The following is a 12,259-nucleotide window of genomic DNA, read 5'->3' as shown; positions in this document are numbered from 1 at the left end:
GGCGGCGTCGAAGATCACACAGTAGGACGCATCGGCCTCCATGTCGGTGGTCAGCGTGATCAGGTAACCGTCGTCTTCAGCGGTGGTGCCGGGTCGCGGGGCCATCGCGGCCTCGCTGCCGTAAACCCCGTCGGCGAACGTGTAATGCTGTTCGCCGCCGGTCCGCAGGTCGTGCTTGACCAACCCGTCGAACAGGAACCAGCCCGGCTTGCCGGTGGCGGCGTAGGTGTAGCGGTAGTTGGTTGCGGCGTAGTCGGGATTGATCGTCCCGAATTCGGTGATGGATTCCGACAACTGCTGTTCCTTGACTTCGCCGGTGGCCAGGTTGAACCGCCACCGGTGCAGCCGCGCTTGCAGGCGATCCAGTGCGAGGAAGCGAAACAGCTTGTCCCACTGGGATTTTTCGGGGCCAAGCCGACTACCCGTGTCGACGGGCTGCGGCGCGCCTTCGTAGAAGCCGTCGAGCACAATCTCGTCGCCGTCTTCGTAGGCGTTGGTGAAGTGCAGCACGAACGTCGGGTCGGCCTCGAACCAGCGGATGTCGCCGGTGCGGCCGCGGCGCGGCAGCACTGCGAAGCGCGACGCCATGTCGGGGTAGAACCGGGGCAGGTGCACATCGTGTGCGAGCAGGCCCGGATCCCAGAACAGCGGGAAATCGTTGAGTATGACGTAGTTTTCGGTGAAGGCCATGTCGTGCGGCAGCCTCGGCCCGGGCAGCGGGACGTCGACGTAGTGCGCCAGTTCGTTGTTTTGGTCGACCACGCCGTAATGCATGTAGGGTGCCTGCTTGCTGTAGTTGAAGAACAGCAGCTCACCGGATTTGGGGTCGACCTTCGGGTGGGCGGATACACCCCAGTCGACCGGGAAGTGTCCATTCCAGGTCTCTTTGCCCAGTGTGGTGGCCGAGAACGGGTCGACCCGGTACAGGTCACCGCACTGGTAGAAGCTGGTCAGCGCGATGCCCCGGTGCACGATCACGTCAGTGCTCGACGCGTCCTTCATCCGGGTGCGAGCACCCCAGCCCTCGTCGCGCTTGGCCAGCTGCACCGGTTCGGCCAGCCCCGGCCACAGCGGCTCGCCGGCCTCGTTCTCGGCCAGGAAGCCGTCGGTGCGGACAAAGCGGTTGCGGTAGAAGGCTTTTCCATCACGGAATCCGACGATGTGCAGCATGCCGTCGCCGTCGAACGGGTGGTAGGTCTTCAGCGCCGGGTGCAGTGGGTTCTCGGTGTTGCGCAGGTAGACACCGTCGAGGTCGCGGGGAAGCTCGCCCTCTACAGCGATCAGGCCGTCGGCGTCCCACTCGCTGGTCTGCGGTCGCCACGGCCCGGTCCGGTACGGGTGGTCGTCGTCTTCGGGCAGGGTCGACAGGAATTTGCCGACGAGTTCGACGTCCATCTCAGGATCCTTCGCCGGCGCTGACGACGAAGCTGACCGTGGTGGCGGTGCTGCCGCCGAAGTTGAGCGTGCCAAAGGTTTTCGCGCCTTCGACCTGGTAGTCGCCGGCCGTCGCGCTGACCTGTTTCGCCGCGTCGAGGAGCATGCGCACTCCGGACGCACCGACCGGGTGGCCACCGCCGATCAGCCCGCCGCTCGGGTTGACCGGCAGGCGCCCGCCGATCTCGATCTCGCCGTTTTCGATGGCCTTCCACGACTCGCCCGGGCCGGTCAGGCCGATGTGGTCGATCGCCAAATACTCGCTGGGAGTAAAGCAGTCGTGTACTTCGATGCCGTGCAGATCGTCGAGCGTGGCTTGCGCGCGTCGCAACGCGTCGAGCGCGGCCGCTCGCACATGCGGCATGACGTAAGGGTCGTCGGCTGCGCGGTCGAGTTTCTGCTCCAAGCCGAGCCCGACTGTGCGATGTCCCCAGCCCGCGATGCGGGCGACCGGCCGCGCAGTGGGATGGTCGCGCAGGTATTTGTCGGTGACCAGAACGACTCCCGCTCCGCCGTCGGTCATCTGGCTGCAATCGAATCGCCGTAGCCGGCCTTCGATGAGCGGATTGCTTTCGCCGTCGTCGCCGATCGGGTCGGGGACGGTCCATTCCCTGGTCTGCGCGTTGGGGTTTCGTCGTGCATTGCCGAAGTTGAGTTGCGCGATCGCCCGCAGATGGGTTTCGTCGAGCCCGTACCGGCGGTCGTACTCGTCGGCGACCGTGGCGAACATCGACGGCCAGAGGAACTTCGCGTCTGCCCCCTCATGCCCAGTCCAGGCTGCGGCGCCGAGGTGACGCGCCGCGGTGTCGCCGGGCACTGTCTTCTCCAGCTCGACGCCGAGGACCAAGGCGGTCTCGTAGTTGCCCGACCGCAGGTCGGCCATCGCCGCCAGCGCGGCCACGCTGCCCGACGCGCAGGCGGCCTCGTGTCGCGACGCTGGTGTGTCCCACAGGCCATCGCACACGGTGGCCGGCATGGCGCCGAGGTGACCTTGTTCGGCGAACATTTCGCCGAATGCGTTGGCGACGTGAACGACGCCGATGTCGCCGGCGTCGGTCTTGGCCGCAGCGAGGGTGGCGTCGACGACCTCGCGGGTCAGATCCGCGAAGTCGAGCCCTTCTTTGCTGAGGTTTCGGGCAAAGTCGGTTTGGTAGCCGCCGAGGATCCAGACATCAGTGTCCATAGCCGTACGTTACTACAACTAAAAGAGTGACGATCACCCAAAAAATTAGAGACGGTCTCGTAAGCTCTCGGCTGAACCAACGAGACCTAAGCGAACGCGATGGTCGACCAACGCGTCCACCTCCCCAAGCGCATTGCCGTCGACGGTGCGCGACAAACCTCTTTCCGCGAAACCGGACTACCTATTTGCGCGGGCAACGGCGTTGGCGGGATTCGAAATCCATTCCGACCATGAGCCGGGATACAACGCTGCCTGGTAACCCAGCGCGGCGAGCGCCGCCACCGTGATGCTGGCCGTGACACCGGAGCCACAGTACGCACCCAATCGGCCCGGGTCGTCGATGCTGTGCTCGGCGAGCAGTTGGGCCAGCGCGTCGTGTGACAGAAACGTCCCGTCACCATTGAGTACGCTGCCGCTGGGCAGGTTTTTGGCGCCGGGGATGTGCCCGGCAACGGGATCGATCGGCTCGACCTCGCCGCGGAAGCGTTCGGGTGCGCGCGCGTCGAGCAGCGTGAAATCGCCGACTTGCTCCGCGGTCAAGGTCGGCAATGCGCCGGTATACAGATCGCCGTGCAGCGTGGTCGCGTCGCCCGGCGGCGGCGTAACCGAGTCGGTTGCCAGGCTGCCTCCGGGCGCCCGCCACGCAGCCAGGCCGCCGTCCAGGATTCGGACGTCCGCGAGCCCGGCCGCGGTCAGCACCCACCAGGCCCGCGCCGAACCCGCGCGATTCCAGTCGTCGTAGACGACGGTGGGCACGCCGTGGCGGATGCCCCAACGACGCGCGGAAGCCTCGACGCTGCTCCCGGACGGCAGCGGGTGCCGTCCCCGTCCGGTGATGCTGTGGTCGCTGAGTTCATCTTCGAGCGAGACGTACACCGCGCCGGGGATGTGGCCGCGCAGGTATGCGGCGCGGCCGTCCGGTTCGTCGAGCCGCCAGCGCACGTCGAGGACCGTGACAGGTCCGCCGGCACCGATGAGCTCGGCCAACTCAGCGACTGTGATCAGCACCTGCGAGGGCGTGCTTATGGCTTGAATCCCAAATCGTGTAACGCGTCGACGCAGCCACTGATCCAGTCAGTCGGGTTTGGCGGCGGCGGACCCCCGTTCATCTCTGTCTGGCAGACCAGCCCGGTGTCGTAGCCGTTTTTCATCTCGCTGTTGAGATACGCGTGATTCTGCGGGACCGAGAAATAGTCGTGTTCGGTCTTGTAACCGTCCTTGTACGACGGGCTGTTGCTGGGGGCATGCGGACAGCCGCTGGACGGACACTGTGGATCCGCATAAGCCGGTGACGGCAAGCCGATCGCGATGAGTGCGATAGCCGCAACGGGGAAAATGAAGCGGTCGAACATATCGCGCATCATTTCATGAGTGCCCGCCGGGCATCAGCCGAACTCGATGGGCAAGCTGGTCGGCCCGTTCACAACGTCACGGAGCCGGAGCGCCATGTTGCCGGGCCGCACGCGCGTCATGGATGCGCACCAGTTCGCGGAACCCGAGCCGGTGATATTTTGGAACCGGCTGGATGCCCCACTGGTCCCGCGCGGTGTCCTTGCCCTCGGCGCCCTCCGGAGGCCCCAGCATCGGATAAGGAACCTTGCATTCCAAGGTGTCGTCGGAGTAGCGGACCTTGAGCAATTCACTGCAGATCTGGGTCAGGCTCAGCGTCGGATAGCCGTAGTAGACCGCCATGAAGGGCAGGGTGAAGGCGCCTTCGACGACGAGGGCGACCAGACAGACGATGACGGCCCGCTTGATGTATTTGTGCATCCTGGCGTAGTACGGCGTGGTGCCAGGGGGCAGATCGTCGGCCGGGTCGTTGCCTTCGGTGGACGCCGGTGCGGATGCGGGTGAAGTCACAGCCGTGCTCCTAAACTGTTCAGTCGGTGAAGATTTCGCGGTTGACCGTGTGCAGATACGGGATGGCCAGGAACGGGGTGATGTAGAAGATGTCGTAGAGCCACCAGCCGATGACGGGGAATACCACGCCCGCATAACGCACGTCGGCGTACATGGTCATGTTGAAAACGTAGGCGCACCAGATCACCACGCCCATCCAGCAGGTGATGACCATCCATTGGTGGCCCCACCGCTTCATCTGCAGGAATCCGATCGCCGCGGCACAGCGCATCGCGAACACCGTCAGGATCAGTCCTGCCACATAGGCTTTCTCACCGGGACCGGCGGCGCCGCCGACCCAAAGTTCGTTGTAGTGCCAGAAGTAGCCGGCGTCGAACATGTTGCCCCAGCCCACCATCAGCACCCGGTTGATCAACGTGTGATTGGCGACTAGATCCAACGCCCAGCCCAGGCTGTTGAGGGTGCCGTCGATCAGCACGAGATAGCCGATCAAGGTGACGATCATCGGCCGCACCGACAGACCCGCCCGTAGAGCCTGGCGCTGCAGCCAAACTCCGCGAATGAAGATGGGGAAGCCAATCAGGCCCGGCGCCCACATCCCCATCAGGGCGGCGCCAACAATCATCCACTTGTCGGCCCGGCGCTGTGCCAGACGGGATTCGTCATGGTGGTCCTCGATGCTGACCGATTCATCGCGTGCTGATTTGCCGCCCGAAAGCCGGTTCAGTAGAGGTAAATTCACAATTCCCACCAGCCGCGCGCGAAGGACATGTAGAGCTGAATCCCAAACATCACCAGTAGGTAGCCGTAGATGACGATCTGCAGGATGATGAGTGCTTTCTTGCGCTGTCGTTCCTTCTGGTCCATGGTGGTTGAGTCCCTTCCCGGTTCTGCTAGTGAGTCGTGTGCGAGCTGTCGGCGGTGGCGAGGCTGGCGGCAGCGACCTCACGTAAGCCGTCGCTGATGGCACCGTCGGTTGACAATGGCGCGAGGATGCATGCTTCGGCCGCCGCTAATTCGGTTGCGCCGGCGGCGATCAGCCGGCCAGTGGTGACCAGGACGCGCGTCGACGGCGGCTCGAAGTGGAAGGCGTGGTCGGCGGTCCGGATGGCGGTGGCGCAGGCAACGAGCCTTCCCGCAATCGAAGCCTGGATGCCCGCTTCGGCGACGATCACCTCGGCCTCGCGGTCCGCGGGTAGATACCTCATCGGAAGCGTGACGAAGCGCTGGCGGAAGGACGGCTTGAGTTCCTTCAGCGAACTGCGGTAGGCGGGGTTGTAGGAGCAGACGAGCATGAAGGTTTCCGGCGCTTTGACGACTTCGTCTGCCCGGTCGAGGTAGAGAGCACGGCGATGGTCGGTCAGCGAATGCAGGATGGCCAGCGAGTCGTGGCGTGCTTCGACGACCTCGTCGAGGTAGCAGATCGCGCCGGCCTTCACCGCCCGGGTCAGCGGGCCGTCGGTCCACACCACGTCGCCGCCGGTCACCATGAACCTGCCTACGAGGTCCGAACTGGTCAAATCGTCATGGCAGCTGATAGTGACCACGGGTCGGCTCAGCAGGAGGCCCATGTGCTCGACCAGCCGGGTCTTCCCGCAGCCGGTCGGGCCGGTGAGCATCACCGGCAGCCGCTGGTGATACGCCTGCTCGAACAACTGGACTTCGTTGCCGTTCGAGTAATAGGTGTCGGGGGTCATGTGTTCCTCAGCGTGTTGCCGGTCACGCGCCTACGAGCTCACGATGGACATGGGCCAGTACCCGCGGAAGGTCCTCGACCTGCCGGATGCGTTGGGAGCGAGAGGGTCCGAACACCTCGGGAAGCGGGTCGACACGGGTCGGCCCGACACCTAGGTAGTAGATGGAGACGCCCGCATCGTTGGCTTCCTCGACCGCATGCGCGACATCGGCCCAGGCATAGCGGCCCTCGTAACCCTCGTCGGAGATTAGACCGTCGCCGATCACGATGAGCAGCCGCCGCTCGGAGGGTTGAGCAAGAAGCCGACTGGTCAAGTGGCGCAACGGTGCACCGAGCCTGGTGTAGCCGCCGGTGGCCAGACCGAGTCGTCCTGGCGGCACGAACCGCCGATCCTCGAAGTCTTTGAGACAGCTGACTTCGACGCGGTGTCGGGTGTTGCCGGTGAATACGAAGATTCCGTGGCGTTCCCGCGCGAGCGTCATCGCTTTCGACAGAGCGTCGGCACAGGCCAACTCCAGTTTGAAGATCCGTCCGCCGTGCACACCCAACGATGAACTGCCGTCGAGCAATAGCGCCGTTGTGACGTCGCGGCTAGTAGGCAGCAAGTCGCGAAAGATCCGCGGTTGGATCGCCTGGCCGGTCGCGAGGTCGATGTAGTGGCGCACGTACTGCTCGACATCGAGGTCGCCGCCGTCCTCGAGGCGGTTCTTCATCGCCCGGTGGGTGTGTTGTTCAAACCACCTCCGGAGCTCTGCGGACACGGGCCCCGGTGAACGCGTCTGGGTGGCATGCACGCGTTCGAGAACGGCAACATGGTCCCGCATGAAACTCGCTGTCCAGGAATTCCATTCGGGGTAGGGGATGCCCGGCCGGTGCTGTGGCGTGATATCGAGGTCATTGTCCTGAGGGCGGCTGGGCGGCGGCAGGTTGGGATTGCGCACGCCGCCGTCGCCGCCGACCGGAACGGAGTAGGGGCGCGGCCGGCGTTTTTGCGTTGTAGTCCAAGGCATTCTGCCGAAGCTGCGCCGCAGCTTGTCGGACAAATCCCGCGGTGCCGTGTAGGCCAGCGGCAATCTACCCAAGAGTGGATGAACGCTCAGCGCCGCAGCGCTGCGTGACATCGAGATCGCACGGTTGACCAGCTCGCCGGCATCCGTGTCGGCGGGCAGCGCCGAAAGTTCTGGCACCATCCGGTGCGCTTCAACGAGCAGTCCAGGCCAGTTGGACGCGATCCATCCCAGGGCCACACTGGCCTCGACGAGCGTGATCGCACGCAGTTCGCGCGCCGACAGCTCGTTCAGCCGAAACGTGACGAGTCGTTCTTTTGACGGTGAACATTGCAGTGCCACACCACATGTCAGGGTCCTGCGGGTCCAGCCCCTTCCGATCGACGGATACGGGACGTGCACGAAATCGAGTTGTGAGCTCAGCCCGAACTGACGATGCTCACCTGTCACCAGGCGCACACCCGCGCGGCGCCGACCGCTGAGGGCGACAGCCGTTACCGCGCAACTACGTTCAATCGCGATTGCATGTGCGCCGGAAAGCTCGATCATCGGCTCAGAACGTGCCGAGATTCGAGAACATCCAGTACCAGAACCAGATGACCAGGCCCGTCCCTCCCCACGCTGCGACATAGCGCAGGATCTCCCAGATCCAGTCCACGTCAGACCTCCTTGTTTTTGGGTTGTGGCGCGCGCGATCGCGTCACGGGACCTCCAGACCGCGCACGGCGGTGGCGATCAACTTCGTCACCTTTGTAGCGCGCCTACTGACCAGAGTCAATGATAGAAGTCAATAATCGGAGAAAGTCAGTCGGTGAAGATCTCGCGGTTGACGGAGTGCAGGTAGGGAATCGCGAGGAATGGGGTGATGTAGAAGATGTCGTAGAGCCACCAGCCGACGACTGGGAGGATCACCCCGGCGTAGCGCACGTCAGCGAACATCGTCATGTTGAAGACGTAGACGCACCAGATCAGCACGCCCATCCAACAGGTGATCACCATCCATTGGTGACCCCATCGCTTCATCTGCAGGAAGCCGATCGCGGCCGCGATTCGCATGGTGAACACGGTGAGGATCAGACCCACTTCGAGGGCCTTCTCGCCCGGCCCTGCCGCACCGCCGACCCACAGCTCGTTGTAGTGCCAGAAGTAGCCGGCGTCGAACATGGCGCCCCAGCCGTTCAACAGGATTCGGGCCAGGATGGTGTGATTGGCGACCAGGTCGAGCGCCCACCCGACTGTGTTGATGGCGGCGTCGATGATGACCAGATAACCAAGCAACGTCACCAGCATCGGCCGGACCGACAGGCCGTCGCGCTGGGCCTTGCGCAGCAACCACACCCCGCGGAGAAACAGCGGAAGACCGAAGATGCCGAGGGCCGCGGTGCCGATGAGGATACTGCCCGAGATGAGCCACTTGTCGGCCTGCCGCTGCGCGAGGCGCGACTGCTCGAAGTGTTCGTCGAGTTGGCTGCCTGTCGCGGTCAACGTGGGCGGATTCAAGGATTCCTCCTACCGATCGGCTGCGCCGATCTTCCCGCAGAGACTGACTATCGTCAATCAATTGCCACGGCCGAGGCTGCGCAGCGTGCTGGCCACGTAGTCGTCGAGCATCGCGTTCTGGGCAGGCCAATCGTGTGTCGTGGTCAGCAACGCATACAGACCAAGCAGGAAGAACACGGCACTGTTCACCGGAACAACCTCCGGTGCAACGTGACCCAGGCGCTGAGCCTGCTCGATCTCTTGGGCGACCCGCACGATGACCGGATGCTCTTTGCTTTCGTCGGCGGGGCGAGTCTGTGAGAAGTGCAGAGCAAGAAAGTCTTTGAAGAGACTGGCGCCGAGGCGGCGCTCCAGGCCCAGGATGAGTCGAACCGCCTCCTTGAGGGTGGAGGACAGATCGTGCACGGCGCCCACATAGCGGTCGAGCTGTTTGGCGATGCGTTCTTCTTCGCGCCGTTCGAGTTCCAACAGCACATGTTCCTTCGTCGGGAAATGAAAGAAGAAGGTGCCGTGTGCGACTCCCGCGGCCGTCACGATAGACCCGACGTCGGCGTCTGCCATGCCCGCGCGTTTGAACTCGGCGATGGCAGCTCCCAGTAGGCGCTCCCGAGTCTGCAGACGCTTGGTCTCGCGCGCCGACGACTTTTCCACCATTGCCATAGTCCGTTTCCGTTTCCTCTGGTCCGGATGCCCAACTCCTGTGCAGGATAGCTGGCGCGTCGACCGGCCGCGCGGTACATCCCGTTGACTTTAGTCAGTGCTGTTGGTCAGGCGAGCTCGACACGATGCCGACGAATGGATTGGGATGCGCGCCGGCGCAGAAGTCATTGCCCATCTTGGTGAGCAGAGGCGGTCACAGAGGGCTCATCTGGGACGCCCAGCCCGAGATGTTCGATGTGGTAAACGGCCTCATCGAGGAGCATAGCGACGTGGTTGTCGTAGAGCGCGTAGATCACGCTGCGACCGTTTCGGACGCCGGTGACCAATCCCATTGCGCGCAGCAGGCGTAACTGGTGGGACACCGCGGACTGTTCCATCTCCACGGCCGCCGAGAGGTCGTTGACCGAGCACGCGCCGTGGCGCAAGCGGGTCAAGATCCGCAGCCGGCTCGGCGTCGCCAGTGCTTGCAGTGTCGCCGCGACCGATGCCGCGGACTCGGCGTCGAGTTGCGCGGGCGGGGTGGATTTGCCCTCGATGCCGTGACCCATTGCTGGATCCTACCTAATGATCCTATGAAGACGTGTTCATATGTTGGTATGGTGGCGATGCCCTGCCGTCTTACCAATTGTGGAGAGTTCCCGATGTCGCCTCCGGTCCTGGACCACTCCCGCGTCGTAGTCGTCCCCGATCGCCAACCGAGAACCAGAACACGCCCTTTCGCGCTGCCCGAGGTCCGGTGGGCAACCGTGTCGACGGTCCTGTTCGTGTTCGGTTTGGCCGCCCAATTCGGTGGCGCACCGGCGTCGTTGTGGTGGGCGCTGTATCTGGCGTGCTATGCCAGCGGTGGCTGGGAACCCGCGATGGCCGGAGTGCAGGCATTACGGGCAAAGTCCCTTGATGTCGATTTATTGATGATCGTGGCCGCGGTCGGCGCCGCTGCGATCGGGCAAGTCCTCGACGGCGGCCTGTTGATCGTCATCTTTGCCACATCCGGTGCGCTGGAAGCCTTTTTGACTCAGCGAACCGCCGATTCGGTGCGCAGCCTACTGGATCTGGCCCCCGAAAGTGCCACTGTGATCGCCGAATCCGGCCACGAGACCGTGGTCGATGCGGCCGTTCTATCGGTCGGGGACGTTATCGTGGTGCGCCCCGGTGAGCGGATCGGCGGTGACGGGCAGGTTGTCTCCGGGGCCAGCGACGTGGATCAGGCATCGATTACCGGTGAACCATTACCAGTGGTCAAAAACCCTGGCGACGAAGTGTTCGCCGGCACACTGAATGGCACTGGAGCGCTGCGGATTCGGGTCGACCGGGCTGCCGCGGACACCGTCGTCGCCCGCATCGTGGCCATGGTGCAGGAGGCTTCGGCCACCAAGGCTAAATCCCAGTTGTTCATCGAGAAAGTCGAGCAGTACTACTCGATCGGGGTCGTGGCCGCGACCTTAGCGGTCTTTTTCGTTCCGTTCGCACTCGGCGCTGCGTTGCAGCCGGCGCTGCTGCGGGCGATGACCTTCATGATCGTCGCGTCCCCGTGCGCGGTGGTGCTGGCGACCATGCCACCGCTGCTGGCGGCGATGGCCACTGCCGGACGCAACGGCGTCCTGGTCAAGTCCGCGGTCGTGATGGAACAACTCGCTTCGATCACGGCCGTGGCGTTCGACAAGACCGGCACCCTGACCCGGGGAGCGCCCCAACTGACCGACGTCGAAACAGTCAGCGAGACATGCCACGACACCATCCTTACCTGGGCCGCGGCTGCCGAACACCCCAGCGAACACCCGTTGGCACAGGCGATCGTGGCCGCCGCCGCCGAACGTGGCCTGCCGCTGCCCACGGCCCAGGATTTCAATTCCGCACCCGGACACGGTGTCCGTGCCACTATCGACGGTCAGACCGTCGAGGTCGGTAGCCCGGGGCATCTGCTGTCCGACGCTGATAAGTCGAACCCGATGGCCGCCGCGGTGGCCGACTTGGAGGCCGCCGGCAAGACGGTGGTCATCCTCGTCGCCGACGGTGTACCAGCCGGCATCCTGGCACTAGCTGACCAACTGCGTCCCGGTGCCGGCGACACCGTTGCCGAACTGACCGCCCTCACCAGCACCGCGCCGGTTCTGCTGACTGGTGACAACCGCCGTGCCGCAACCACACTCGCCGCGCAAATCGGAATTACCGACGTCCGCGCCGGGCTGCTGCCGCAAGACAAAGTCAGTGCTGTCCGCGAGATTGAGGACGCCGGGCGGCGCGTGTTGCTCGTCGGGGACGGTGTCAACGACGCCCCCGCGCTGGCCGCGGCGCACACCGGCGTTGCTATGGGCCGCGCCGGATCCGATTTGGCCCTTGAGACCGCCGACGCCGTCATCGTCCGTGACGACCTGGCCACCCTCCCCGCGGTGATCGCACTTTCGCGTCGCGCCCGCCGCATCGTGGTCGCCAATCTGGCCATCGCGACTACCTTCATCACCGGACTCGTCCTCTGGGACTTACTGGGACACTTACCCCTTCCGCTCGGCGTCGCTGGGCACGAGGGGTCGACCGTAATCGTCGGACTCAACGGGATGCGCCTTCTTGCCCAGCGCGCCTGGACTACCGCGCCCTTGCCGGCCGCCTAAGTCGCGAACGGTTCTGTTGACCGCGTTGAAGCCATGTCCGGTTCAATTGTCCAGAATCGGGTTTCCGGAAAATCTGCCTTGATGCCGGACTACGCCGCAACGACCTCTATTAGGCCGTCAAGGCCGTGGAAGTCGCTGATATTGCGTGTGTAGAGCCTGGCCGAGTGTGCGTGAGCGGTCGCTGCGATGAGCAGATCCATGGATCGTGCTCGCGGCCGCCGCCCAGCATCCACGGCCGCAGCAGCGATTTGGCCGTAGCTTGCGGCTACAGCCTCATCCAGCGGTAGCGCGTTAAAGGCGCGTTGGAGCA

At 64.2% G+C, this 12,259-nt stretch carries 13 protein-coding genes; 1 reads left to right on the top strand and 12 read right to left on the bottom strand.

Annotation, left to right across the window (positions count from 1 at the left end; translation table 11 throughout):
• From VGG53_RS17890 to VGG53_RS17835, 12 genes are all read right to left on the bottom strand, one after another.
• On the bottom strand, positions 1-1,395 hold a 1,395-nt coding region (locus tag VGG53_RS17890), incomplete at its 3' end, for a carotenoid oxygenase family protein (protein ID WP_331519421.1).
• 1 nt (position 1,396) lies between these two features.
• Positions 1,397-2,617, bottom strand: a complete 1,221-nt coding sequence (locus VGG53_RS17885) for an acetyl-CoA acetyltransferase (protein WP_331519420.1) — start codon at positions 2,615-2,617, stop codon at positions 1,397-1,399.
• Positions 2,618-2,794: 177 nt separating this feature from the next.
• Positions 2,795-3,643, bottom strand: coding sequence for a sulfurtransferase (locus VGG53_RS17880; protein WP_331519422.1), 849 nt, complete (start codon positions 3,641-3,643; stop codon positions 2,795-2,797).
• Positions 3,640-3,969: a hypothetical protein gene (locus VGG53_RS17875; protein WP_331519419.1), complete on the bottom strand. Its 330-nt coding sequence runs from the start codon at positions 3,967-3,969 to the stop codon at positions 3,640-3,642. Before VGG53_RS17875 ends, VGG53_RS17880 begins: the two co-directional genes overlap by 4 nt.
• A 76-nt stretch (positions 3,970-4,045) precedes the next feature.
• A complete protein-coding gene (locus VGG53_RS17870) occupies positions 4,046-4,477 on the bottom strand; it encodes a hypothetical protein (RefSeq protein ID WP_331519418.1) in 432 nt (143 codons plus the stop codon).
• 19 nt (positions 4,478-4,496) lie between these two features.
• Complete coding sequence (locus tag VGG53_RS17865; RefSeq protein ID WP_331519417.1) at positions 4,497-5,219, bottom strand: hypothetical protein; 723 nt, start codon at positions 5,217-5,219, stop codon at positions 4,497-4,499.
• Positions 5,216-5,344, bottom strand: a complete 129-nt coding sequence (locus tag VGG53_RS17860) for a hypothetical protein (protein WP_331519416.1) — start codon at positions 5,342-5,344, stop codon at positions 5,216-5,218. The genes VGG53_RS17865 and VGG53_RS17860 overlap by 4 nt, the downstream gene beginning before the upstream one ends.
• 26 nt (positions 5,345-5,370) lie before the next feature.
• Positions 5,371-6,174 (bottom strand): CbbQ/NirQ/NorQ/GpvN family protein, encoded by an 804-nt coding sequence (locus tag VGG53_RS17855; protein ID WP_331519415.1) that lies wholly within the window; start codon positions 6,172-6,174, stop codon positions 5,371-5,373.
• 22 nt (positions 6,175-6,196) lie between these two features.
• Complete coding sequence (locus tag VGG53_RS17850; RefSeq protein WP_331519414.1) at positions 6,197-7,729, bottom strand: MorD protein; 1,533 nt, start codon at positions 7,727-7,729, stop codon at positions 6,197-6,199.
• Positions 7,730-7,984: 255 nt separating this feature from the next.
• Complete coding sequence (locus VGG53_RS17845) at positions 7,985-8,680, bottom strand: hypothetical protein (RefSeq protein WP_331519413.1); 696 nt, start codon at positions 8,678-8,680, stop codon at positions 7,985-7,987.
• Positions 8,681-8,737: 57 nt separating this feature from the next.
• Positions 8,738-9,340: a TetR/AcrR family transcriptional regulator gene (locus VGG53_RS17840; RefSeq protein ID WP_331519412.1), complete on the bottom strand. Its 603-nt coding sequence runs from the start codon at positions 9,338-9,340 to the stop codon at positions 8,738-8,740.
• A gap of 164 nt (positions 9,341-9,504) precedes the next feature.
• Positions 9,505-9,888: a metalloregulator ArsR/SmtB family transcription factor gene (locus VGG53_RS17835; RefSeq protein ID WP_331519411.1), complete on the bottom strand. Its 384-nt coding sequence runs from the start codon at positions 9,886-9,888 to the stop codon at positions 9,505-9,507.
• A gap of 93 nt (positions 9,889-9,981) precedes the next feature.
• On the opposite strand from VGG53_RS17835, the gene VGG53_RS17830 reads away from it, so the two are divergent.
• Positions 9,982-11,949, top strand: a complete 1,968-nt coding sequence (locus VGG53_RS17830) for a heavy metal translocating P-type ATPase (RefSeq protein WP_331519410.1) — start codon at positions 9,982-9,984, stop codon at positions 11,947-11,949.
• The last annotated feature ends 310 nt before the right edge of the window (positions 11,950-12,259 follow it).

The organism is Mycobacterium sp. (genome assembly GCF_036490025.1).
Lineage (GTDB): Bacteria > Actinomycetota > Actinomycetes > Mycobacteriales > Mycobacteriaceae > Mycobacterium.
Note: the sequence above shows the minus strand (reverse complement) of the source record. Positions and strands in the feature narration are given on the sequence as shown.

Bases quoted from the DNA above. Each gene is read 5' to 3' on its own strand.
- VGG53_RS17855 (WP_331519415.1), bottom strand. From the start codon at position 6,174: ATGACCCCCGACACCTATTACTCGAACGGCAACGAAGTCCAGTTGTTC.
- VGG53_RS17875 (WP_331519419.1), bottom strand. From the start codon at position 3,969: ATGTTCGACCGCTTCATTTTCCCCGTTGCGGCTATCGCACTCATCGCG.
- VGG53_RS17860 (WP_331519416.1), bottom strand. From the start codon at position 5,344: ATGGACCAGAAGGAACGACAGCGCAAGAAAGCACTCATCATCCTGCAG.
- VGG53_RS17835 (WP_331519411.1), bottom strand. From the start codon at position 9,888: ATGGGTCACGGCATCGAGGGCAAATCCACCCCGCCCGCGCAACTCGAC.
- VGG53_RS17840 (WP_331519412.1), bottom strand. From the start codon at position 9,340: ATGGCAATGGTGGAAAAGTCGTCGGCGCGCGAGACCAAGCGTCTGCAG.
- VGG53_RS17830 (WP_331519410.1), top strand. From the start codon at position 9,982: ATGTCGCCTCCGGTCCTGGACCACTCCCGCGTCGTAGTCGTCCCCGAT.
- VGG53_RS17885 (WP_331519420.1), bottom strand. From the start codon at position 2,617: ATGGACACTGATGTCTGGATCCTCGGCGGCTACCAAACCGACTTTGCC.
- VGG53_RS17850 (WP_331519414.1), bottom strand. From the start codon at position 7,729: ATGATCGAGCTTTCCGGCGCACATGCAATCGCGATTGAACGTAGTTGC.